The organism is Actinocatenispora sera, assembly GCF_018324685.1.
GTDB classification, from domain to species: domain Bacteria; phylum Actinomycetota; class Actinomycetes; order Mycobacteriales; family Micromonosporaceae; genus Actinocatenispora; species Actinocatenispora sera.
In genome coordinates, this window is sequence record NZ_AP023354.1 from 1,398,484 (window position 1) to 1,421,040 (window position 22,557).

Genomic DNA, 22,557 nt, shown 5'->3' on the forward strand with positions numbered 1-22,557 from the left:
GTGACCAGGGCGGCGACGGTCAGGTGCTCGGCGCCGGGCGCCGGAGCGTGCCGACGACCGTGGCGGCCACCGCCAGCACGACGAGCGCGGCGGCGGACAGGAAGCCGTACCGGATGCCGGTCGACAGCGGGTCCACCTCGAGCTGGTGCGTCGCGACGGCCGACCAGGTGATGCTGCCCAGCAGCGCGAGGCCGACCGCGCCGCCCAGCTGCCGGGCACAGCTGTACACCCCGGACGCGATGCCGGCGTCCCGCTCGCCGACGCTGGCCAGCGCCTCGACGGTCATCGGTGGTGCGGCCACGCCGAACCCGGCGTAACACAGCGAGCTGGGCACCAGCAGGTCGGTCAGGTACCCGCCGGAACTGTCCATCAGGGACATCCAGGCGACGCCCGCCGCGGCGAGCGCCAGCCCGCCGAGGATCACCGGACGGGTACCGAAGCGACGCAGCAGCGGGCCGCTCGCCCGGGAACAGATCACCAGCAACGCGGTCATCGGCAGGAAGATCAGCGCGGTGTGCATCGTGCTGTAGTGCCAGCTGCGTTGCACGAACAGGGTGAGGAAGAACGCGATCCCCTCCATCGCCATGCTGAACAGCACGATCGCGGCGTAGTTGCCCAGCTTGGCCCGGCCGGCGAGCAGCCGCAGCGGCAGCAGCGGGCGCCGACTGCGCCACTCCACCAGGACGAACACGCCCAGCAGCAGCGCCCCGCCGCCGAGCGCCGGCAGTACCGAGGGGTCCGCCCAGTGCACGGTGCCCGACGAGTCGGCCGCGGCCCGGGTGAGGCCGAACACCAGGAGGGTCATGCCGAGGGTGCCGGTGACCGCGCCCGGCAGGTCGAAGCGGCCCGGCTTGCGGGCCGGCTCGGCCAGCAGCCGCGACGCCAGGGCGACGATGGCGATCCCGAACGGTACGTTGACCAGCATGATCCAGCGCCACGACGCGACGCTGGTGATCAGGCCGCCGGCCAGCAGGCCGATCCCGCCGCCGGCGGTGCCCAGCGCGGTGTAGATGCTGATCGCCCGGCCGCGTCCGGCACCCTCCGGGAACGTGGTCGCGAGCAGGGACAGCGTCGCCGGGCTGGCTGCCGCCGCGCCGGCGGCCTGGAGGGCGCGGGCGGCGACCAGCTGCCACGGCGACTGGGCGAGTCCCCCGGCGAGCGAGGCGACGGTGAACAGCCCGAGCCCGAGCACGAAGATGCGGCGCCGGCCGAAGACGTCCCCGCAGCGGCTGCCGAGCAGCAGCAACCCACCGAACACCAGGGCGTACGCGTTGACCACCCACTCCAGTCCCGGGCCGGAGAACCCCAGCCCGGTCTGGATCCGCGGCAGCGCCACCGTCACGACCATCGCGTCGAGCACGAACATCGTCTGGGCGGCGCAGATGATGGCCAGCGCGGCGCCCCGGGTACGCGAGCCCGCCGCGCGGCCGGCCTGCACGAAGCGGGTCATCGCGGCTCCGCGGCGAGCTCCAAGCGTCGATGCAGCGGCGTGCGCTGGATCTTGCCGACGGAGTTCTTCGGCAACTGCCACACGAACTGCACCCGGTCCGGCCAGAACTCCCGAGTCAGCCCGGCGCGGTCGAGGAAGTCGTGCAGCTCGGTGAGCGTCGGCGGGGTGCCGTCCGGGACGACGACGGCGCAGCACAGCTCGGTGCCCGGTACCGCCGGGTCGGGGTAGCCGATCAGCGCCAGCTCCTTGATCCCGGCATGCTTCGCGAGCAACCCCTCGACCAGCAGTACCGGTACCTTCAGCCCGTCGGCACGGATGATCAGGTCGCTGCGGCGGCCGACGATGCGGATGCCGTTGCGCCCGTCCGGGCGGGCGATGTCCCCGGTGTCGAACCAGTCGCCTTCCAGGCACGCCTCGTACACGTCGCGCTGGTTCAGGTAGCCGAGGCACTGCGAGGCGCCGCGAACCAGCAACCGGCCGGCCTCCTCGCCCTCCTCGGCGTCGATGCGGATGTCCATCCACGGGACCGGCCGGCCGTCGCTGTGGGTCGCCCAGTCGGCCGGATCGTCCGGCCGGGTCATGGTGACCGCGGCGTTCTCGGTCATGCCCCACAGCGCGTGCACCGGCACCTGGAACGTGTCGCGCACCGAGTCGATCAGGTCCGGTTGCAGCGGCGCCGAGCCGGAGACGATGCGCTGCAGCGAGCTGACGTCGCGGGGCCGCTCGTGCTGCGCGGCGATCATGTCGACCAGGAAGCCGGGCGCCATGTACGCCCAGGTGACGGAGTGCCGCTCGATCGTGTCCAGCAGCAACGGCACGTCGTAGGGCCGGTCGTAGATCATCAGCCAGGTGGCGTTGAGCTGCAACGGCATCAGCGCGCCGTAGGTCATGCCGGCCATGTGCAGGTGCGGGTGGGGCGTGACGATCACGTCGTCCGGGCCCAGCCCGTACGGCTCCGCACCGGCCCGGGTCGCCGCGTACAGCGTGTTGCTGGTGTGGGCGACCGCCTTCATCTGGCCGGACGTACCGGACGTGCTGACCAGCGCGGCGACCTCGTCCGGCCGCAGCGCGAGCGCCGGGTCCGGCGTCGGATGCGCGGTGTCGAGGAAGTACTCGGTGAAGTCGATCGCGTCGGCGGTGGAATCGGCGCCGATCACCACCAGGTGCCGTACCGTCTCCGGCGCCGCGGCGGCCACCCGGGCGGCGACGTCCATGTCGTCCATCCGGTCGATGCTGATGCACACCGGCGCCCGGGTGGCGGTCATGGTGAAGCGCAGATCGTGCTCCTCCAGCGCCGGGAACATCGCCGCGCTGACCGCGCCGATCCGGTTGCAGGCCAGGCACAGCGGGGTGATCTGCCAGACGTTCGGCAGGTACATGGCGACCACGTCGCCGCGACCGACTCCGAGCGCGGCGAGCGCGCCGGCGAATCGTTCGACCAGCTCGGCGAGCTTGCGGTAGGAGATGATCCGGGGCGCCGTGTCGCCCCGGTACGCGATGATCGCGGGATGGTCCGGCCGGGTGTCGACCGCCCGGGCCAGGTCGTCGAGGAACGTCTCGTCCCGCCACCAGCCGGCGGCCCGATACTCGGCGGCGCGCTCCTCGCTCGGCAGCCGCAACGACTCCGCTCCGTACATCATGATCGTGGTCCCCCAACGCTCGTCGGTCAGCCGATCGTGTCGATCTGTTTCTCGATCCAGTCGAAGACGCCCGCGTGGCCCTCGGCGGCGGGCCCGTCGCCGAAGATGGTGAGGAATCCGGGCACCGTGTTCACCTCGAGGATCCGGTAGCCGTCGGCGGTCGGCAGGATGTCCAGCCCGGCCCAGGTGAGGCCCTGGTGCCGGGTCGCGCGGACCGCCAGGTCGATCAGGTCGTCCGGCGCGTCGAACCGCTCCCAGCTCGCGCCCTCCAGCGTCTTGCACCGCCAGCTGCCCGCGGCCGGCAGCTTGAGCATGTTGATCGGCGTCACCTCGCCGCACACCGTGATCCGCAGCTCGCCGTACTGGGTGGGGTAGAAGGGCTGGCAGATCACGGTGCCGTAGCGCGACAGCTGACTGTCCACGATGGACCGGTCGGCGTCCAGGTCGGTGACCCGCTCGACGTCGATGCCGCGCAGCCCGTACGACGGTTTGAGGATGATGTCGTCCCAGTCGGCGAGCGCCGCGGCCACGTCCTCGACCGTGCTGACCGAGCGAAACGGTGGCACCGGGAAGCCACCCGCGGCGAGCCGCTGCGCCATCAGGAACTTGCTCTCCGCGCACAACCAGTCGTCCACCGGATCGAACAGCCGCGGACCGAGCACGTCGCCGATCATGGTGAGCCGTTCCGTCCGGTCCCGGAACACGCCGGCGGTGGCGGCCAGATCGTCCTGCCAGACGTCGCCGATCAGGTTCGCCCGGGAGATGACCGCGTCGTAGCTGTTCACGTCGATGCCGTTGGCCCACACCGTGGCCGGCCCGTCGTCGCGGCGGTACTCGACCTCTTCCAGGGTGAACCCGGACATCTCGTGCCCGCGCCGCTTCCCGAACTCGAGCAGGGCGAGCGCGTCCGCGTCGATGCCGGTGCGGTCCCACAGCAGGATGCCGATCTTCATGCTGCCCCCTCCGTCGTCGGCATGACCTCGATGGCCGGCGGCACCGTCTCCGGCGCCAGTACCAGCAGGGCGAAGTGCTGCGGCAGGTGTACGGCGAGGCCGACCCGGCCGCCGGCCTCGATCTCGGCCAGTTCGCCGTCGCGGCGCAGCGTGAGGGTGCCGCCGTCGCTGCCGTCCAGCAGCGTGACCCCGGCGCGGAAGTCGCCCAGCAGGATCTGGTCGGGCGCGATCATCCGGGTCCGGGTGATGCGCAGCCCGGCCGCGTCCACCGTGGGCAGGGCGCCCAGCCCGACCAGCCGCCAGTACGTGCGGGGATGCAGCACCAGCGCGTCGCAGGAACCGCCCTGGTCCTCGACGTCGGCGGCGGCGGCCATGATGCTGTCCAGCAGGTCGGCGCCGCCACGCAGCCGGCGCAGGCCGGGCAGCCGGAGCAGGCCGGTGATGGCGCCGTCGGCGCTGCCGTGCAGCAGGACGTCGTTCTCCACCGTGCACAGCCGCACGATCACCCGGTGGTCGACGAACCGGGCCAGCAGCGCCGGGTCGTGGCAGATCTGTGCCGGTACCGGTACCCGCACCCGTACCTCGGTGAGCGCCGCCTTGATCGCCCGGGGCAGCTGGTGCGCCTCGGGCGTCGCCGCGTACTCGGTGTCGCGGGTGACCTGGTGCGAGCCGCGCCGCTCCTCGACGAACGACACCGACTCGTCCGTGATGGTGGCCGACTTGAGCAGGTCTCGTACCGGCGGGCGGGGGCGGGTGGCGGCGAGTGGGAAGTGCCGCGCGATCGCTCCCCGTACCACGGCGGAGGCGGTGTCGCCCGCGGACCGGCAGGCCGCCACGGCCAGCTCCTCGCCCGGTGTGCGGCTGGTCAGCTCGGGATCGTCGACGAGGTAGCGCAACGTACCTCCATCAGGTTGTCGAGGACCGGATGCCTTGGGCGCCAAGGCAAGCCGAGCCGACGAGTACGGCGCGCAAGCGCGTGGCGCACCGCTCGGCGACTCGAATCGAGACCCTAAGCCACCGGCCGGAGCGGCCCGGAAAGACTGGGGAAATCCCTCGTATCCGGTGTGGCCGGGTATGCCCCGCGGACGCCGATCCGATTTCGTATGCGAGCCCGACCTGTCGAATCCGTACGCCCGGCGATCGCTGCGTGGTCGCTGGTGCGTCGATCCCGCGCGGGCGCCCGCAGGAGTGGTGCGGCACCGACGCCGGCCACCGGTCGTGAAGGGAGCCGCCGATGGTCGCCCACACCACGGACGTCACGCTGGCGATCGACGGCGGTGCCCCGATCCGTACGAGCCCCTGGCCGGCGTACGACAACGGTGACGCCTACGTGGCGGACGAGGACATCGCCGCCGCGGTGCAGGCGCTGCGCAGCCGCCGGTACTTCCGGTACGACTCGCGGCCGCACGAGGCGACCGAGGCCGGTGCGTTCGAGGCCGCCCTCTGCCGGTACTTCGGTGCCACCCACGCCCTCGGGTGCGCCAGCGGTACCACCGCGCTGGCGCTGGGCCTGCTGGCGCTGGACCTGCCGGCGGCCTCCGGCGTGATCTGCCCGGCGTTCACGTTCGCCGCCACCCCCAGCGCGATCCTGCTGGCCGGGCACCGACCGGTCCTGGTCGAGTGCGACGACGAGCTGCAGCTCGATCTCGCCGACCTGCGTCGCAAAATGGCGGCCGGGGCGCGCGCGATCGTGGTGGTGCACATGCGCGGGTTCGCCGCCGACATGCCCGCCATCACCGCGATCGCCGACGAGTTCGGGGTGCCGATCGTCGAGGACGCGGTCCCCGCGCTGGGGGTACGGCTCGCCGGCCGGCCGCTCGGCACCTGGGGCCGGGTCGGTGCGTTCTCCACCCAGTCGGACAAGGCGTTGAACACCGGCGAGGGCGGGTTCCTGCTGACCGACGACGCCACCGTCTACTCCCGGGCGCTGGTCTACTCCGGTGCGTACGAGTCGCGGATGGCCCGGCACTTCACCGATCCGCCGGGCCTGGACGACCTGTCCCTGCCGCTGTTCAGCTGGCGGATGGACGAGATCCGCGCCGCGCTGGCGCGGGCCCAGCTGGGCCGGCTGCCCGGCCGGCTGGAGGCGCACCGGCGCAACTACGACCGGGTCGCTGCCGCGCTCGGCGGCCGGCCGGACATCGCGGTACGGCAGCCGGTCGCGCCCGGTGCCTACCTCGGCGAGGCGCTCCTGCTGCGGCTGCCGGACGGACCGTCGGCCTGGTGGTTCGCCCGCGCGCTGCGCGCGGAGGGGATCGGTGTGCGCGCCTTCGGCGACCCGGACGACGTCAACGTGCGCGCGTTCTGGAACTGGCGGTTCCTGTTCCCGGACCCGGCCGTGACCCGGTCCGCGTACCCGGTGAGTACCGCCGCGGTGGCGCGCACCGTCGACATCCCGCTGTCGGCGAACCTGACCGAGGAGGACTGCGCGCAACTGGTCGACGCGGTCGACAAGGTCGCGGCGGCGCTGCCGGGCCGGCTCCCGTGAGCGGCCGGCCCGTCGTCGTCTACCTGACCGGGTGGTGTCGCAGCGGTACCACCCTGATCGGGAACCTGATCGGCGAGCTGCCCGGCGCGGTGCACGTCGGCGAGCTCCGGTACCTGTGGCGGCACGGCGTGCTGGGCGACGGCACCAACGACGTGTGCGGCTGCGGCACCCGGGTCGCCGACTGTCCACTGTGGTCTGTGGTGCTGCGCCGGTTGGGCGCCCCGGACGTCGTACCCGACCTGCTCGACCGGCAGCGGCGGCTGCTGCGCACCCGGCACGTCGCCGCGAGGCTGGCCGAGAGTTCGGCCACCGCCGCCGCCCGGCGCGACCTGGAACGGCTCTACGAAGCCATCGTGGCCGAGTCGGGCGCCCGGATCGTCGTCGACAGCGGCAAGTTCCCGGCCGAGGCGGCGACGCTGTGCGGCAGCGGCCGGGTCCGGCCGTACGTGCTGCACGTGCTGCGGGACCCGCGCGCGATCGCGGAGTCGTGGCGCCGGCCCAAGGCGTACATCCCGGCCATGCCGGCCTGGCGCAGCACCGCCTACTGGGTGGCGTTCCAGCAGGCGTCGGCGCGGGTCGGCCGCGCCTTCCCGGACCGGTACCGGCGGCTGCGGTACGAGGACTTCGCGGCCGCACCGGCCGACACGCTGGGCGCGGTGCTCGCCGACTGGGGACTCGCCGACGCGGCCCCGGTCGGCGCCGACGGCACCGCCGTACTGTCGCCCAACCACACCGTCACCGGCAACCCGGACCGGCTGCGTACCGGGCCGGTCACCATCCGGCCGGACGAGCGCTGGCGGGCCACCGCGCCGCGCGCCACCCGGTACGTCGCCGCCTCGATCGCCGCGCCCTGGCTGCACCGGTACGGCTACCGCCTGCGCGGCACCGCCTGACACCGCACGACGAGAGGAGTACGCGTGGATCTCGGCATCGCCGGACGGGTGGCGCTGGTCTCCGGCGCCACCAGCGGGCTGGGGCTGGCCGTCGCGACCGCGCTGGCCGCCGAGGGCGCCCGGGTCGCGATCAGCGGCCGGGACGAGCAGCGCCTTGCCGCCGCCGCCGATCGGGTCGCCGCTGCGGCCGGCCGGCCCGATCCGAGCGGACGGGTCCGTGCCGACCGGGTCGACCTGCGCGACCAGGACGCGGTACAGGGCTGGATCGACGCGGTGGCAACGGATCTCGGCGAGCCGGGGATCGTGGTGAGCAACGCCGGCGGTCCACCCGCCGGCCCGGTGACCGCGTTCGGCCTGGACGCCTACCGGGACGCCGTGGAACTGTGCCTGCTCGCGCACATCGGGTTCGTGCAGGCGGTGTTGCCGCGGCTGCGGGCCGCCGGCTGGGGCCGGATCCTGCTCGTCGCCTCCGAGACGATCCGCCAACCGCGTCCCCAGTACGGGCTGTCCAACACGGTGCGGCCCGGCCTCGTCGGCTACGCGAAGTCGCTGGTACCGGAGATCGGTCCGGACGGCGTCACGATCAACGTGCTCGCCCCCGGCTACCACCGCACCCCGGCGCTGACGCGCCAGTTCACCGATCCGGAGGCCGGGCTGGCGCGGATCGCCGCCGGCATCCCGGTCGGCCGCCTCGGCGACCCCGACGACTTCGCCGCCACCGCCGCCTTCCTCGCCAGCGACCGCGCCGGCTTCATCACCGGCAGTACCGTCCTCGTCGACGGCGGCGCCACCCAGGGTTGGTGACCGGCCCACCCGCCGGCGTTCGGACAGGCGAGCGGCCGCTTCGCCGGAACCGACCGGCGGGCGGGGCGGCGTGGTCGGAGCCGGCCCGGCGCCGGACCGGGTGCCTGCGTCCGGTCCTGGTCACGCCCAGGAGGCGACGATCTCGCGCCCCTGCGGGATGACGAGGTCGAGCAAGCCGGGGAAGCGGGCGTCGAGGTCGGCCCGCCGGAGCCGGTTCAGCCGCCTGGTCCCTTCGTCCCGCTGGTGGATCACTCCTGCCTCGCGCAGGGTTCTGAAGTGACCGCTCTGGGTGGATTTGCTGACCGGCAGCGCGAACGTCGTGCAGGCGAGCTCGCCATCGGGCTCCACCTCGGCGAGTCGCGCCACGATCGCCAGCCGGACGGGGTCGCTGAGCGCGGTCAGCACGGTGGTGAACTCCAGCTCGCCGACGGCCGGGTGCACGAGTCTGGTCGCGGTCCTACTCGCCATGCCCTCCACCGTACCCGAGCATGTTCGGGATAGGTGAACATCTGCTATGTTCGGCAACCATGAACATGAGATCGGAGTCCATGCCGTACGGCCCCGGCGGTGCCGGGGTCACTCGGCCGCCCCGTCCGGCGGCGCCGGTTGGTCGCAGCTCGCGAGCCGGCGCCAGGTGGCCGTTCCGGGCCATGGCGTACACGCTGCTCGTCATGCTCACCGGGACCAACCTGCCGACCCCGCTGTATCACACCTACCAGGCACGGTTCGGCTTCTCACCGTTCGTCGTCACCCTGATCTTCGCCAGCTACGTCGCCGTTCTCATCCCGTCCCTGCTGGTGGCCGGGCCGCTCGCAGACGCGATCGGGCGACGACGGATCCTGCTCCCCGCCCTGGCACTGGCGGGTCTGGGGTCGCTCGGGTTCGCGCTCGCCTCGGGTACCGGTTTCCTGTTCGCCGCCCGGATCGTGCAGGGCCTTGCCGTCGGCGCCTCGTCCGGGGCGGTGACCGCCGCACTCACCGAACTCGAACCCACCGGCAACCGTCGTAGGGCGGCGCTGGTCTCCACGGTGCTCTCGGTGGGCGGGCTGGGCCTCGGCCCGGTGCTGGCCGGACTCATCGCCGAGTGGTCACCGGCTCCCGACGTGGTGCCGTTCGTCGTCGAGATCGTGCTGCTGGCCGCCGCAGCCGTCGCGGTCGCCCGCATCCCGTCCGCGCCACCGGTGGCGCGGTGGCGGCCGCGCCGGCCCCGGATCCCGGCCGCGATGCGCGCGACGTTCGTGACCAGCGGGAGCGCCAACTTCCTCGCCTTCGCGGTGATCGGACTCTTCCTCACGCTCGTCCCGACCTACGTCGCCACGCTCACGGGGAGCAGGAACCTGCTCCTCGGCGGAGGCACCGCCGCCCTCATGCTGGCCAGCTCGGCTGCCGTCCAACTCGTCGCCTACCGGCGACCACCGCGCCAGCCGCAGCTCGCCGGGCTGCCGATCCTGGCCGTCGGGCTGGGGCTCCTGGTGCTGGTCGGAGTCGTCCCTTCCTTCGCGCTGCTGCTGGTCACGACCATCCTGTCCGGAGTCGGTCACGGACTGGTGTTCCTCGGCGGCCTGACCACGGTGAACGCCAACGCCCCGGCCGCCAACCGGGCCGAAGTGCTCTCCAGCTTCTACGTCGTTCTCTACGCCGGCGTCGGACTGCCCGTGCTCGGCGTGGGCGTCCTTGCCACCGCCACCGGCCTCACCACCGCCGTGAGCTGGTTCGCCGGAACCGTCTGCGTCCTGTCCGTACTCGTCCTCGTCGCGCTCCGCCGCGCCCACCGCAACGGCGCTGCCGTCCCGAGCGCATGACCCGCACCGTGCGGCGGCGGACCACCTCACCCGCCCGGTAGCTTCGGAGCGGTCCGGGCGTCGACCCGAACCAGCGGTCAGAGGAGCGCGGAGAGCTCGGCGCAGGTGTCGCCGGGGACGGTCTTCAGCCGCGCCACCGCGTCGACCAGCGGTACCAGCTCGACCTGCGTGCCACGCAGCGCCGACATCGTGCCGTACTTGCCGTTCCGGATCGCCTCCACGGCACGCCCGCCGAGCCGCGACGCCAGTACCCGGTCGTAGGCGGTGGGCGTGCCGCCGCGCTGCAGGTGCCCCAGCACGGTGGTGGTGACCTCGCGGTCGAGCCGCCGCCCGATCTCGGCCTGCAGCTGCCGCGCGATGCCGGCGAACCGGCGGTGCCCGAACTGGTCGATGTACCCCTCGTCGAACGGCATGGTGCCCGGCGCCGGCGTGGCGCCCTCCGCGGCGACGAGCACCGCGAAGTTGTCACCCTCGTCGAACCGGCGGCGCAGTCCCGCGCACACCTGCTCGATGTCGAACGGCGTCTCCGGCGTGAGTACCTGGTGGGCGCCGGCGGCGAGCGCCGAGTGCAGCGCGATCCAGCCGGTGTGCCGCCCCATCACCTCGACGACCATCACCCGCTGGTGCGACTCGGCGGTGGTGTGCAGCCGGTCGATCGCGTCGGTGGCGATCTCCACCGCGGTGTCGAAGCCGAACGTGACGTCCGTGCAGTCGATGTCGTTGTCGATCGTCTTCGGTACCCCGACCACCGGGATGTCGTGCGACGACAGCCAGTGCGCCGCCTGCAGCGTGCCCTCGCCGCCGACCGGGATCAGCGCGTCGATGCCGTTCGACGCCAGTACCGAGCGGATCGTGTCGATGCTGGCCCGCAGCGTGTCCGGGTTGACCCGGGACGAGCCGAGGATGGTGCCACCGCGGGCGAGGATGCCGCGCACCCGGGCCGGCTCCAGCTCGACGTGGTGGTCCTCCAGCACGCCGCGCCAGCCGTCCCGGAACCCGGTGACCTGCCACCCGTGGTCGCGCACCGCGCGCAGCACCACCGCCCGGATCACCGCGTTGAGGCCGGGGCAGTCGCCACCGCCGGTCAAGATACCGATACGCACCTGGTCGTCCCTTCGTCCGTCGCGACTGCCGGCGGTCACCGGCAGATGCCAGGACGGCACGGCGCTGTACCGGTCTCGTTCGCGAACCAGGGTAAGGGCTGGCCGGGCGGTGCTCGCAGTGTGCCTGCCCACGTTCCGCGGGGCGTCGAACGAACGTCGAGCGGTCCCGGCGCCGACCGGACGAACCGCGGTCCGGCCGGCGCCGTCGATCAAGATCTTCCGGTACGCACCGGCTCGGCCCGGTCCACCGGCACCGGGCGTGGCGCGCCGCCGGTCCGGCGGAGGACGGTGACGGCGAGCGCCAGCGCGACCAGGACGAACCCGCCAGCGACCACGAACGCCACCCGGTACCCGCCGGTCTGCGCCGCCGCCGCTCCGGCACCGGCGGCGACCAGCTGCCGGGTGTGCGCCGCCGCGACGGTGGACAGGATGGCGAGGCCGAGCGCACCGGCGACCTGCTGCACGGTGTTGAACAACCCGGACACCACGCCCGAATCGCTCGGATCGGCGCCGGACATCGCCAGCCCGGTCAGCGCCGGCATCGCGGTGGCGAACCCGGCGCCGAGCACCAGCAGCGCCGGCAGCAGCATCGGGTACCCGTCCTGGCTGGGTAGCCGGGTCAGGATCGCGAACCCGACCGCGATGGTGGCCAGCCCGGCGGCGAGCACCCGTACCGGGCCGAACCTGGCGATGAGCCGGGCCGAGACGCCGAGCGACACCACCGCGATCGTCAGCGAGGTGGGCAGCAGGGCGAGGCCGGTGTGCAGCGGGTCGTAGCCGAGCACCTCGCGCAGGTAGAGCGCGATCAGGAACTGGAACCCGAACATCCCGGCGATCGCCAGCAGCAGGGTCGCGTTGCCGCCGGCGACGGACCGTACCGCGAAGACCCGCAGCGGCAGCAGCGGCGTCGCCGCCCGAGCCTGTCGCAGCACGAACCCGGCGAGCAGCACGACGGCGGCGGCCCCGGTACCCAGCGTGTACGGCCAGGGCTGTTCGGTGGACCGGACGATGGTGTACACGCCGAGCATCAGCCCGGCGGTCACCAGCACCGCCCCGGCCGCGTCCGCACCGGCGCGCAGGCCGAGACCGCGCTCGGCCGGCAGTACCCGGGCGGCGAGGACCGCGGCGGCCAGCCCGATCGGCACGTTGACCAGGAAGATCCAGTGCCAGCCGACCGTCTGGGTGAGCACCCCGCCGGCGATGATGCCGATCGACGCGCCACCGGAGCCGACGAACGTGAACGCGCCGATCGCGCGGGCCCGCTCCCGCGGCTGCTCGTACAGCGTGACCAGCATGCCGAGGACCATCGCCGAGGCGAGCGCGCCACCGGCGCCCTGCACGAACCGGGCGGCGATCAGCATCACCTGGTTCACCGCCGCGGCGCACAGCGCGGACGCGGCGACGAACGCGACCAGCCCGGTCACGAACACCTGCTTGCGGCCGATCAGGTCGCCGAGCCGGCCGGCCAGCGGCAACAGCCCGCCGAACCCGATCAGGTACGCGTTCATCACCCAGGCGAGGTTCGCCGGCGCGAAGTCCAGCGCGCCGGAGATCGTCGGCAGGGCGACGTTCACGATGGTCCCGTCCAGGATGACCATCAGCTGTCCGGCGCACAGCACCACCAGGGCGAGCAGCCGGCCGCGGGAGGTGGATGGAGAGGTGGACATCGGCTTGCCTCCAATGGTGCACGACTTGTTACAGAGGCCATCATGTGTGACCATCGAGTCGTGCGGAAGGAGGCACATCCATGTCACGGAGTACCAGCGATGTACCAAGCCAGGTCGCGCAGTGCCCCACCTGCACGGTGCGTGAGGTACTAGACAGGGTCGGCGGCAAGTGGAGCATCGGCGTGCTGGTCGAGGCGGTCCGCGGGCCGGTGCGGTTCACCGAGCTGGAGCGCATCATCACCGGCATCAGCCGCCGGATGCTCACCCTGACGCTGCGCAACCTGGAGCGCGACGGGCTGCTCACCCGCACCGTGCACCCCACCGTGCCGCCGAAGGTCGAGTACGTGGCGACGCCGATGGCGCTGGAGCTGCACGACGCGCTGTTCACCCTGACCAGCTGGGCCGAACGGCACCGGGACGACATCGCCACCGCCCGCACCGTGTACGACGCGGCACACTGAGCTGCGACCCGCCCGGCCCCGCGCCGCGGCGCCCCGGCCGCCGCGCGCCGCCTGGGTTGCTGCGGCAGGCGGCGACGACGGGTTCGCGGCGGGCGGGGCGGTCTCCGGGCGGGGTGCGGTCAGTTCCGGGCGAACAGGGCGGTGTGGTCGGCAGCCCACTGCCGGAACGTGCGGGCGGGGCGGCCGAGGACCGTTGCGACGTCGTCGGTGACCGGATGCGGCGTGTGGTCGTACCGCGCGTAGCGGGCCATCAGCGCGGTGGCGAACTCGGCCGGCAGGCCCCGCGCCACCATCGCGGCGTGCGCGTCGTCCGGTGACAGTGCCACGTAGCGCAGCGGGCGGTCCAGCACCTCGCCGAGCTGGTCCAGGGTCTCCTCGAGCGACAACGACTCGGGCCCGGTCAGGACCAGCCGGCGGTCGGTCAGCTCGGGGTCGAGCAGCGCCCGCACCGCCACCTCGGCCAGGTCCCGGTCGTCCAGGTGGGCCTCCTGGAACGTCGGGTACCCGTACCGGACCGCGTCGCCGACCTGCAGCTGCGGCCCCCAGGCCAGCCGGGTGTTGTCGGCGAACGTGCAGGCCCGCAGGCTCACCCAGGGCACGCCGCTGCCGACCGCGGCGGCTTCGGCCTCCCGGTTCCGGTCGCCCTGGAGCCGGGACGGCTGGTACGCGGGGTCGTCGTCGACGTTGATCGCCGACAGCGCGACGATGCGCCGGGCACCGGCGTCGACCGCGCGGGCGACCTCCGCCGCGGCATCGTCGTGCACCGCCCGCCCGTTGACGAACAGCGCCGTCGCCCCCCGGTACGCGGCCGGGCCGGGTGCGGCGACCTCGACGCCGGGCGGCATCGTCGCGTCCGGGTTGCGCGTCACCGCACGCACCGGATTTCCTTGTGCGGCAAGGGCTTCGACCACCTGGCGGCCGATCAGTCCGGTCGCCCCGGTCACCACGATCATGTCAACCTCCGGCTCTCTCATTTGATACGAGAACCATAGCATCTACTTTGATACTCGTAATATATGAGTCTCGTAATTCACGGTCGATCGCCACCGGGCGGACGGGTCCGTACAATCCCTGGCCGGAGGAACACGGATGTCGAGGGGCCGATGAGCACAGCAGCAGCAGCGGGCGGCGGGCGGCGCCGGCTCGCCGGCACCATCAGGACCCGGCTGCGCGCGCTGAGCAGCCGGCTCGGCATGCTCAGCCAGGCCGTCGGCGGCCGGCTCGACCTGCGGGCCGTCGACCTGGAGTGCCTGGACCTCATCGACCGGTACGCGCCGCTGACCCCGACCGCGCTCGCCCGGCACGCCGGGGTCCATCCGGCGACGCTGACCGGCATCCTCAACCGGCTGGAGAGTGCCGGGTGGATCACCCGGGACCGCGACCCGGTCGACCGCCGCGCCGTCGTGCTGACCCCGGTACGCGAACGCAACGCCGAGATCCTCCGGCTGTACGGGCCGATGAACCGGTCGCTCGACCAGATCCTCGCCCGGTACACGCCGGAGCAGCTGGAACTGCTGGCCGACTTCCTCGACCGCGCCACCCGGGCCGCCACCGACGCCGCCGACACCGTCGCCGAGAACAGGTAACCGGTACCGTCGCCCGGTCGGCGGTGGGTCGGGTCGCGGCACGGCCGCCGCCTATCATCCGGTGGTGCCAGTACCGGTGATCTTCGATCTGTTCAACACGCTGCTGCACGGCGCCGACGAGGGCCGGGACCAGGTCGTGCGGGAGATGGCCACGGTGCTCGGGGTCGCGCCCGGCGCGCTGGTCGAGGCGTACCACGACAGCTGGCGGGACCGGCAGGTGCGGTGGAGCCTGACCGAGGCGGTGCGCGTCCTTGCTCGCGGGCTCGGCGCCGACCCGACCGACGCGCAGGTCACCGCCGCCGCCGAACTGCGCCGAACGTTCGCCGGCCGGGTGCTGAACGCCGTCCCCGCGCCGACTCTGGCAGTGCTCGACCGGCTCCGGGCCGACGGCCGGCAGCTCGCGCTGATCAGCAACGCCACCGCCGAGACGGCCGAGGCCTGGCCGGACAGCCCGCTGGCCGAACGGTTCGACACCGCCGTGTTCTCCTGCACGGTCCGGCTGGTCAAGCCGGACCCGGCGATCTACCGGCTGGCCGCCGACCGGCTCGGGGTCCGCCCGGCCGACTGCGTGTTCGTCGGCGACGGCGCGGACGGCGAACTGGCCGGCGCCGCCGGCGTCGGGATGACCGCGCTGCGCACCGCGCAGTTCGTGGACCGGGACCCGGCGTGGCCCGGTCGCACGCTGGCGCACCTCGACGAACTTCCCGGCGTGCTGCGCGACCACCGCCCGCCCGCCGGCGACCGCTGACCGGCGGTGAGCAGCCCGGCGAGCGCGAAGGCGCGCGGCCCGCCGTTCGTCACCTGCACGTACAGCACCGGTGCGGTGGCCGCCGCGAACGCGAGCAGCAGCAGCCACGGCGCGAGCCGAGCCCGGTCCAGCCGGTCCACCACGCCGTACCGGGTGAGCGCCGCGCCGACCAGGAACAGCCCCGGGATCAGCGAGAAGAACCCGGTGCCGACGAGCAGCCCGGCGGCGAGCACCGGCACCGCCAGCGCCGCCGTCAGCCAGCGCGGCGCGAACGACAGCGGCAGCAGTACGGCCAGCCCGACGACCGCGTAGACGGTGAGGATGTCGCCCTGCCACAGCAGCAGGTGGTGCGCCAGCCCGACGGCGAGCAGCACCAGCAGCCTGCGCAGCAGTACGACCCGGGGCCGGGCGACGCGCTGCCCGGCCGAGCGCAGCAGCAGCGCGAACCCGATCCCGAACAGCAGCGAGAAGATCGGAAAGAACCGCTGGTCGAACAGCAGGCCGGGCCACTGCGTCGAGGTACCGGTATCGTCCAGCACCCGCGCGCCGGCGTTGGCGATCGGCTGCACGTTGACGACGAGGATCCCGCACAGGGCGAACCCGCGCAGCACGTCGAGCGCCGAGACCCGGCCCGACGGCGCGGTCGGCGTGGTCGCCGTGCGTTCGGGTACGGAGCGTGATTCGGTAGCCATGCCGGCCATCGTCGGCGGGAACCCCGCGAGCCACATCGGTCCGAAGCACGGCCGGCGCGGGTGCGCGTCGTACTTCTGACCGGTTCGGCCGGGCGGCCGACTGCGTACCGTGATCGACGTGGCGGAACGGACGGGGGCCGGTGCGCTGCGGTGGGCGGGCCGGGTGGCGCTGGCCGGGCTGCTCGCCGCCGGGCTCGGCGTGCAGGCGGTGGCGATCGGCACCAGCTGGGGCGGCGGGTACTGGATCTTCGACGTCGCGGTCGGCGCGGTGGTCGGCGCGGCCGCGGTGTGCCGGCACCGCAACCGTACGGTCGCCGCCGCGGTCGGGCTCGCCGCGGCGGCGCTGGCGGTACCGGTGGCGCTGGTGGCCGGGCTGCCCCGGGAGCCGAGCCCGACGCTGGCGCTGGCGCTGGCGGTCCTGGTCGCCGCCGCGGTACGGGTGCTGCCGCCGCGCCGCGCGACGGCCGTGGCGGCGTGCGGACTCGTCCTGGCCGCGGGCAGCTGGTCGGCCGCGCTGCTCGTCGCCCCGGGTGGTACGAACCTGGTCCTGCTGGACGCGGTCGGGGTCCTCGCCGCGGTCGCCGGCGGGCTGTTGCTGCGGCTGCTCGACCTGCGCCGCCGTGCCGCCGCCGAGCAGGTACGCCGGGACGAGCGGCTGGCGCTGGCCCGCGAGCTGCACGAGGTGGTCGCGCACCACGTCACCGGCATCGTCCTGCAGACCCAGGCGGCCCGCCTGCTGGTCGGCGGCGCCGGGGCCGAGCGGGCTGGTGGCGACGGGACCGGGCTGGTCAGTGCTGCCGGTCCCGGGCAGACCACCGGTGCCGGGGCTGGTCTGACCAGCGGTGACGAGGCCCGGCTGGTTGGCGTGGACGGGGCGCGGCTGGACGAGGCGCTGGCCCGGATCGAGAGCGCCGGCGCCGACGCGCTCGCCGCGATGCGCCGGGTGCTCGGCCTGCTGCGCGACGGTGCGGGGGAGACCGACCCGATGCCGGTCGGCGCGGCGCAGCTGCGCGAGCTGGTGGAGCGGTTCGCCGTGCACGGCCCGGCGGTGCGGCTGGTGCTGCCGGACCCCGAACCGGCCTGGCCGGTGGAGGTGGCCAGCACCGTGCACCGGCTGGTACAGGAGGCGTTGACGAACGTGGCGCGGCACGCGGCGCAGCCCACCGAGGTGGTGGCGACGGTGACCGACGCCGGGCCGTACCTGACGGTCACGGTGACCGACGACGGCGCCGCGGTGCGGGCCCGGCGCCGGCCCGGCGGGTACGGGCTGCTCGGCATGCGGGAGCGGATCGAGGTGCTGGGCGGCACCCTGCAGGCGGGCCCGCGGCCGGACGCCGGCTGGTCGGTCGTCGCCACCCTGCCGGTACCGGTGGGTGAGCCGCGGTGAGCATCCGGGTGCTGCTGGCCGACGACCAGGCGCTGGTGCGCGGCGGGCTGCGGCTGATCCTGGACGCGCAGCCGGACATCGCCGTCGTCGCGGAGGCGGCCGACGGCGTCGAGGCGATCGAGGCGGCCCGCCGGCTGCGCCCGGACGTGTGCCTGGTCGACGTGCGGATGCCGCGGCTGGACGGCATCGAGGTGACCCGCGCGCTGGCCGGCCCCGGGGTGCCGGAGCCGCTGAAGGTGGTCGTGGTGACCACGTTCGACCTGGACGAGTACGTGTACGGGGCGCTGCGCGGCGGTGCGGTCGGCTTCGTGCTCAAGGACGCCGGCCCGGTGCTGCTCGCCGAGGCGGTACGCGCGGCGCACCGCGGGGACGCGCTGGTGTCACCGTCGATCACGCTGCGGCTGCTGCAACGGCTCGCGCCGGCGGCGCGTGGCACCGACCGGCCCGGCCGGCCGCTGTCCGACCGGGAGCGGGAGGTGGTCCGCGCGATCGCCCGGGGCCGGACGAACCGGGAGGTGGCGGCGGAGCTGTTCATCTCATTGAGCACGGTGAAGAGCCACGTGTCCGGCATCCAGACCAAGCTCGGGCTGCGCAACCGGGTGGAGATCGCCGCGTGGGCCTGGGAACACGGCCACGTCGACCCGTCCTGATCCGGCCGGGAGACACCGGCCGCGACGCGTGCCGATCCGGGACCAAGCCGGGAAGTAACCCGGCCCTGCCCCGGATCTCCCCGGTCGGTCAGCCGCAGTGCGACCAGCCGCTGGTCCAGGTCAGCAGGGCGTACGTGTCGCCGCTGACGTGGTAGGTCGCGTCGCCGCCCCACTTGATGCAGGTACCCGCCGCCGACCGGCGGACCGGGCCGGCGTAGGAGTTGTAGTACGACTCGTCGGAGGTCTGGGTGGAGCCCTCCGGCTGCACCCACGCACCGGTGATCGTGCCGAAGCTGGTGAGCTGGTACTTCTCGGTCACCACGCAGTCGGTGGATCCGTTGTAGGACAGGTAGATCACCGCGACGGTGCTGCCGTTGTGCGACAGCGTGTGCGAGTCGATGTTGTGGTAGTTGTCGCCGCACAACGCGCTGGCCGAGACGGCGAGCGCCGGGGACGGAGCCACCAGGGCGCCGAGGCCGACCGCCGCCACCGCCGCCGCGCCGCCGACGGCGAGCTTGCGGAGCGTCTTGTTCATGGTTACCCCTCACTGTGATCCGGTCCCGTCCGTTGCATGATTCAGCACGAGTTATCGATTGGTTTCGATTCGCTCGTGTCGTAATCGCCACACTGACTGGTTTCTCGCACAGATCGCGGCGTGTCGCTGCTGGCGAGTCGGACCGCCGCGATGGCGTACCCCACGACCGCTTGCCGGTGTTGAAAAGTGGGGCAAGATGTGCGGAGACGTTCGATCAAGGAGTACGCATGGCTGTACGGACGACGCGAGTCGGCGATGACCGGGTTGGCGGGGACAGGGTCGGCATCGACTACGACGACGAGGCGCGGGTGTGGCTGCTGCGCACCCCCGGCACCGCCTACGCGGTCGCCTGCCCACCCGAGGTCACGGTGCACCGCCAGCAGCTGCCCGACGTGCTGCTGCACGTGTACTGGGGCGCCCCGGTGACGCTCGCCGACGCGGTACAGATCGCCACGGTGCAGCGGTCCCGGTGGAGCCGGCGCGGGTTCGAGTCGCCGCTGGACGGCGCCGAGGAGTACCCGGTGGCCGGCGGGCTGCGGTTCGCCCGCCCGGCGCTCGCCGCCCGGTTCGCCGGCGACGTGCGGTCGGTGGAGTGGCGACTGACCGGCAGCAGCGCCACCCACGACGCCGGCGCGCACGAGCTGACGCTGGAGTTCGCCGACGCGTACTTCCCGCTCGCGGTCGCGGTGCACTACCGGATCCAGGCCGGTACCGACGTGATCGAGCGGTGGGTCACCGCGACCAACACCGGCAGCGCCGTGATCGAGCTGGACCGGGTCGACTCGGCCGCGTGGACGCTGCCCGAGTGGGACTCCTACCGGCTGTCGCACCTGATCGGCCGGTGGGGCGCGGAGACCCAGCTGCGCCGCCAGGAGCTGACCGAGGGCACCTTCACCACCGGCAGCCGGCGCGGCATCACCAGCCACCACGCGAACCCGTGGTTCGCGCTGGACGACGGTACCGCCACCGAGCAGGCCGGGTCCGTCTACAGTGGAGCGTTGGCCTGGTCCGGATCGTGGGAGTTCGCCGCGCAGCGGCTGGCGCAGGGCGGCATGCAGGTGCTGGGCGGTCTGGGCCACACCGACTTCGGCCCGTACCGGCTCGCGGCCGGCGAGTCGCTGGACACCCCGGTCTTCGCCGGACTGTACACATCGGACGGGTTCGGTGCGGCCAGCCGCGGCTGGCACGAGTACACCCTGCGGCACGTGCTCGCGAACGCCGACACCAACCGCCCGGTGCTGTACAACTCCTGGGAGGCAACGGGTTTCGACGTCAACGAACAGAACCAGATGGCGCTGGCGGCGAAGGCGGCGCGGATCGGCTGCGAGCTGTTCGTGATGGACGACGGCTGGTTCGGCGCCCGGGTGCACGACCACGCCGGGTTGGGTGACTGGCGGGTCAACCCGGACCGCTTCCCGAACGGGCTGACCCCGCTGATCGACGAGGTGCACCGGCTCGGGATGGACTTCGGCATCTGGGTCGAGCCGGAGATGGTCAACCCCGACTCGGACCTCTACCGCGAGCACCCGGACTGGGTCTACCACTTCCCGGAGCGCACCCGGCACCAGATGCGCAACCAGCTGGTGCTCAACCTGGCCCGGCCCGACGTCGCCGACTGGATGTTCACCCAGCTCGACAACCTGTTGTCGGACAACGACATCCGGTTCGTCAAGTGGGACATGAACCGGGTCTTCACCGAGCCCGGCTGGCCGTCCAACGCGGACAACCCGGCCCGGCTGTGGACCGACCACGTGCACAACCTCTACGGCGTACTCGACCGGCTGCGCGCCGCGCACCCGGACGTGGCGTTCGAGTCGTGCTCCGGCGGCGGTGGCCGGATCGACCTGGGCATCCTCGCCCGTACCGACCAGGTGTGGACCTCCGACAACACCGACGGGCCGGACCGGCTGATCATCCAGGACGGGTACAGCCAGCTCTACCCGGCCCGCGCGATGTCGTGCTGGGTGACCGACGTGCCGAACTTCCTCGACCCGCGCACCGTGCCGCTGCGCTACCGCTTCCACGCGGCGATGGCCGGCGTGCTCGGCGTCGGCGGCGACCTGTCCGAGTGGTCGGACGCCGAACTCGACGAGGCGGCAGAGCTGATCGCGCAGTACAAGAAGGTCCGCTCGATCGTCCAGCATGGACGGTTGTACCGGCTGCGGGCGCCGTCCGACGGGCTGTCCGCGGTGCAGTACGTGACCCGCGACCGGGCGCAGGCCGTCGTGCTGGCGTACCTCGGTGCGCAGCGGTTCGGGCAGCGCCCGCCGGTGCTGCGGCTGGCCGGCCTGGACCCGACCGCCCGGTACCGGGCCAGCGGCTTCGACGTCGAGTTCACCGGCGCGGCGCTGCACACGTTCGGCCTGCCGGTGCGGCTGCAGGGTGACTACGACTCCGTGCTGGTGCACCTGACCCGGATCGACGACTGAGCCCGATCGCGCTTGACCTGGAGCGCGGTCCAGCACCCAGACTTCCCTCTCGAGGCCGGCGGTCGTACTGCCCGGCCGTTCGTGGCGGCGTCGCGCAGCCGGCGCGCGGCGCCGCCCCCGCACCACGACAGCGAGAGGGAACCACGCCATGAAGTACCGCACCATCGGGACGGACCCGGCCACCAGCCGCGAGGTCAGCGTGCTCAGCCTCGGCGCCATGCTGATGGGCACCCAGACCGACGAGGAGACCTCGTTCGCCATCCTCGACCGCTACGTCGAGGCCGGCGGCACGTTCATCGACACCTCGGACAACTACGCGTTCTGGATCAACGGCACGCAGGGCGGCGAGAGCGAGGCGCTGCTCGGCCGGTGGCGCCGCAGCCGCGGCATCGGCAGCGAGATCGTCATCGCCACCAAGCTCGGCGCCCGGCCGCTCGCCGCCGGCACGCACTACCTGGACAACGGGGAGGGGCTGTCCGCGCGGGTGATCCGCGAATCGTCCGCGGCCAGCGCCGAGCGCCTCGGCGTCGACAAGATCGACCTGCTGTACGCGCACATCGAGGACCCGGCGACGCCGATCGAGGAGACCGTCGAGGGCTTCGGGGAACTGGTGAAGGACGGCACCGTCGGGCTGCTCGGGGCGAGCAACCACTGGTCCTGGCGGGTGGAACGGGCCCGGAACCTGGCCGCCGCGCGCGGGCTCGCCGGCTACGAGGTGCTGCAGTACCGGCACAGCTACCTGCGCCCGCGCACCGACGTACCGCACGATTTGTCCCACCACGGCCAGATCGGTACGGCCGGGGCGGACCTGCTCGGCTACGCGGACGAGAACCCGGGCCTGGCACTGGTGGCGTACACGCCGCTGCTGTCCGGCGGCTACACCCGCGCCGACAAGCCGTTCGGCGCCGAGTTCGACCATCCGGGTACGCCGCGCCGGCAGGAGGCGCTGCGGCAGGTCGCGGCCGAGACCGGCGCCACCGTCAACCAGGTGGTACTGGCCTGGCTGATCGGCGGTCGGCCGGCGGTGATCCCGCTGATCGGCGCGTCGTCGGTGACGCAGCTCGACGAGAGCCTCGCCGCCGCCGACCTCGACCTCACCGACGACCAGCGCGCCCTCCTGGACAGCGCGCACTGACGCGGCGGCCGCGTGACCCGTCGCTGCCACGATGCGTCACGCGGCCGCCAGCCCGGTCCGGGCCGGCGGCCGGTCTGGTACGGCCACGCCGGCGCCAGTGACCGGCGGTCCCGGGTGCGGGCCTCAGCCCAGTG

The 22,557-nt window shown here is 73.2% G+C and carries 20 protein-coding genes; 11 read left to right on the forward strand and 9 right to left on the reverse strand.

Annotation, left to right across the window (positions count from 1 at the left end; translation table 11 throughout):
• Positions 1 to 19: 19 nt before the first annotated feature.
• From Asera_RS06600 to Asera_RS06615, 4 genes are read right to left on the reverse strand one after another with little or no spacing between them, the layout of a single operon-like run.
• Positions 20 to 1,450, reverse strand: a complete 1,431-nt coding sequence (locus Asera_RS06600) for an MFS transporter (protein WP_035295931.1) — start codon at positions 1,448 to 1,450, stop codon at positions 20 to 22.
• Complete coding sequence (locus tag Asera_RS06605) at positions 1,447 to 3,090, reverse strand: AMP-binding protein (protein WP_030445450.1); 1,644 nt, start codon at positions 3,088 to 3,090, stop codon at positions 1,447 to 1,449. The genes Asera_RS06600 and Asera_RS06605 overlap by 4 nt, the downstream gene beginning before the upstream one ends.
• A gap of 26 nt (positions 3,091 to 3,116) precedes the next feature.
• On the reverse strand, positions 3,117 to 4,043 hold the full coding sequence (locus Asera_RS06610; RefSeq protein WP_030445451.1) for an ATP-grasp domain-containing protein: 927 nt from the start codon (positions 4,041 to 4,043) through the stop codon (positions 3,117 to 3,119).
• Positions 4,040 to 4,939, reverse strand: coding sequence for a family 3 encapsulin nanocompartment shell protein (locus tag Asera_RS06615; protein WP_051802009.1), 900 nt, complete (start codon positions 4,937 to 4,939; stop codon positions 4,040 to 4,042). The genes Asera_RS06610 and Asera_RS06615 overlap by 4 nt, the downstream gene beginning before the upstream one ends.
• Positions 4,940 to 5,277: 338 nt before the next feature.
• Between Asera_RS06615 and Asera_RS06620 the strand changes: the two genes are divergently transcribed.
• From Asera_RS06620 to Asera_RS06630, 3 genes are read left to right on the forward strand one after another with little or no spacing between them, the layout of a single operon-like run.
• Positions 5,278 to 6,531, forward strand: a complete 1,254-nt coding sequence (locus Asera_RS06620; protein ID WP_030445453.1) for a DegT/DnrJ/EryC1/StrS family aminotransferase — start codon at positions 5,278 to 5,280, stop codon at positions 6,529 to 6,531.
• Entirely contained in the window at positions 6,528 to 7,424 is an 897-nt protein-coding gene (locus tag Asera_RS06625; protein WP_035295934.1) for a sulfotransferase, read from the forward strand. The genes Asera_RS06620 and Asera_RS06625 overlap by 4 nt, the downstream gene beginning before the upstream one ends.
• 24 nt (positions 7,425 to 7,448) lie before the next feature.
• On the forward strand, positions 7,449 to 8,228 hold the full coding sequence (locus Asera_RS06630; protein WP_030445455.1) for an SDR family oxidoreductase: 780 nt from the start codon (positions 7,449 to 7,451) through the stop codon (positions 8,226 to 8,228).
• A gap of 120 nt (positions 8,229 to 8,348) precedes the next feature.
• Here the strand turns inward: Asera_RS06630 and Asera_RS06635 are convergent, their stop codons facing one another.
• Entirely contained in the window at positions 8,349 to 8,696 is a 348-nt protein-coding gene (locus tag Asera_RS06635) for an ArsR/SmtB family transcription factor (protein WP_030445456.1), read from the reverse strand.
• Between the two features lie 182 nt (positions 8,697 to 8,878).
• Between Asera_RS06635 and Asera_RS06640 the strand changes: the two genes are divergently transcribed.
• Entirely contained in the window at positions 8,879 to 10,030 is a 1,152-nt protein-coding gene (locus Asera_RS06640) for an MFS transporter (protein WP_211255524.1), read from the forward strand.
• A 77-nt stretch (positions 10,031 to 10,107) separates the two neighbouring features.
• Here Asera_RS06640 and Asera_RS06645 read toward each other — a convergent pair whose 3' ends face one another.
• Both Asera_RS06645 and Asera_RS06650 read right to left on the reverse strand, forming a co-directional pair.
• Positions 10,108 to 11,133 carry a 6-phosphofructokinase gene (locus tag Asera_RS06645; protein ID WP_030445458.1) on the reverse strand — a complete coding sequence of 342 codons (1,026 nt, stop codon included), beginning with the start codon at positions 11,131 to 11,133 and terminating at the stop codon, positions 10,108 to 10,110.
• 209 nt (positions 11,134 to 11,342) lie between these two features.
• Entirely contained in the window at positions 11,343 to 12,800 is a 1,458-nt protein-coding gene (locus Asera_RS06650) for an MFS transporter (RefSeq protein WP_030445459.1), read from the reverse strand.
• 80 nt (positions 12,801 to 12,880) lie between these two features.
• Here Asera_RS06650 and Asera_RS06655 point away from each other — a divergent pair, with 80 nt between their 5' ends.
• Entirely contained in the window at positions 12,881 to 13,261 is a 381-nt protein-coding gene (locus Asera_RS06655) for a winged helix-turn-helix transcriptional regulator (protein ID WP_030445460.1), read from the forward strand.
• A gap of 119 nt (positions 13,262 to 13,380) precedes the next feature.
• Here the strand turns inward: Asera_RS06655 and Asera_RS06660 are convergent, their stop codons facing one another.
• Positions 13,381 to 14,214 (reverse strand): NAD(P)H-binding protein, encoded by an 834-nt coding sequence (locus Asera_RS06660; RefSeq protein WP_030445461.1) that lies wholly within the window; start codon positions 14,212 to 14,214, stop codon positions 13,381 to 13,383.
• Between the two features lie 150 nt (positions 14,215 to 14,364).
• On the opposite strand from Asera_RS06660, the gene Asera_RS06665 reads away from it, so the two are divergent.
• The 4 genes from Asera_RS06665 (at position 14,365) to Asera_RS06680 (ending at position 18,324) form a co-directional block, all read left to right on the forward strand.
• Complete coding sequence (locus tag Asera_RS06665) at positions 14,365 to 14,847, forward strand: MarR family transcriptional regulator (protein ID WP_030445462.1); 483 nt, start codon at positions 14,365 to 14,367, stop codon at positions 14,845 to 14,847.
• Positions 14,848 to 14,911: 64 nt separating this feature from the next.
• Complete coding sequence (locus tag Asera_RS06670) at positions 14,912 to 15,595, forward strand: HAD family hydrolase (protein WP_084131153.1); 684 nt, start codon at positions 14,912 to 14,914, stop codon at positions 15,593 to 15,595.
• A gap of 810 nt (positions 15,596 to 16,405) precedes the next feature.
• Positions 16,406 to 17,674 carry a sensor histidine kinase gene (locus Asera_RS06675; protein WP_244843764.1) on the forward strand — a complete coding sequence of 423 codons (1,269 nt, stop codon included), beginning with the start codon at positions 16,406 to 16,408 and terminating at the stop codon, positions 17,672 to 17,674.
• Positions 17,671 to 18,324 (forward strand): response regulator, encoded by a 654-nt coding sequence (locus Asera_RS06680; RefSeq protein WP_030445466.1) that lies wholly within the window; start codon positions 17,671 to 17,673, stop codon positions 18,322 to 18,324. Before Asera_RS06675 ends, Asera_RS06680 begins: the two co-directional genes overlap by 4 nt.
• 88 nt (positions 18,325 to 18,412) lie before the next feature.
• On the opposite strand, the gene Asera_RS06685 is transcribed toward Asera_RS06680, so the two are convergent.
• The gene (locus Asera_RS06685; RefSeq protein ID WP_051802013.1) at positions 18,413 to 18,859 is read right to left on the reverse strand and encodes a hypothetical protein; all 447 of its coding nucleotides are present in this window, start codon (positions 18,857 to 18,859) and stop codon (positions 18,413 to 18,415) included.
• A gap of 227 nt (positions 18,860 to 19,086) precedes the next feature.
• Between Asera_RS06685 and Asera_RS06690 the strand changes: the two genes are divergently transcribed.
• Positions 19,087 to 21,288, forward strand: coding sequence for an alpha-galactosidase (locus Asera_RS06690; protein ID WP_051802014.1), 2,202 nt, complete (start codon positions 19,087 to 19,089; stop codon positions 21,286 to 21,288).
• Between the two features lie 148 nt (positions 21,289 to 21,436).
• The gene (locus Asera_RS06695; protein WP_030445469.1) at positions 21,437 to 22,423 is read left to right on the forward strand and encodes an aldo/keto reductase; all 987 of its coding nucleotides are present in this window, start codon (positions 21,437 to 21,439) and stop codon (positions 22,421 to 22,423) included.
• Positions 22,424 to 22,557 lie beyond the last annotated feature (134 nt).

Coding starts and splice junctions, on each gene's coding strand:
- Asera_RS06600 (WP_035295931.1), bottom strand. CDS start 1,450: ATGACCCGCTTCGTGCAGGCCGGCCGCGCGGCGGGCTCGCGTACCCGG.
- Asera_RS06605 (WP_030445450.1), bottom strand. CDS start 3,090: ATGATGTACGGAGCGGAGTCGTTGCGGCTGCCGAGCGAGGAGCGCGCC.
- Asera_RS06610 (WP_030445451.1), bottom strand. CDS start 4,043: ATGAAGATCGGCATCCTGCTGTGGGACCGCACCGGCATCGACGCGGAC.
- Asera_RS06620 (WP_030445453.1), top strand. CDS start 5,278: ATGGTCGCCCACACCACGGACGTCACGCTGGCGATCGACGGCGGTGCC.
- Asera_RS06635 (WP_030445456.1), bottom strand. CDS start 8,696: ATGGCGAGTAGGACCGCGACCAGACTCGTGCACCCGGCCGTCGGCGAG.
- Asera_RS06640 (WP_211255524.1), top strand. CDS start 8,879: ATGGCGTACACGCTGCTCGTCATGCTCACCGGGACCAACCTGCCGACC.
- Asera_RS06650 (WP_030445459.1), bottom strand. CDS start 12,800: ATGTCCACCTCTCCATCCACCTCCCGCGGCCGGCTGCTCGCCCTGGTG.
- Asera_RS06655 (WP_030445460.1), top strand. CDS start 12,881: ATGTCACGGAGTACCAGCGATGTACCAAGCCAGGTCGCGCAGTGCCCC.
- Asera_RS06660 (WP_030445461.1), bottom strand. CDS start 14,214: ATGATCGTGGTGACCGGGGCGACCGGACTGATCGGCCGCCAGGTGGTC.
- Asera_RS06665 (WP_030445462.1), top strand. CDS start 14,365: ATGAGCACAGCAGCAGCAGCGGGCGGCGGGCGGCGCCGGCTCGCCGGC.
- Asera_RS06685 (WP_051802013.1), bottom strand. CDS start 18,859: ATGAACAAGACGCTCCGCAAGCTCGCCGTCGGCGGCGCGGCGGCGGTG.
- Asera_RS06690 (WP_051802014.1), top strand. CDS start 19,087: ATGGCTGTACGGACGACGCGAGTCGGCGATGACCGGGTTGGCGGGGAC.
- Asera_RS06695 (WP_030445469.1), top strand. CDS start 21,437: ATGAAGTACCGCACCATCGGGACGGACCCGGCCACCAGCCGCGAGGTC.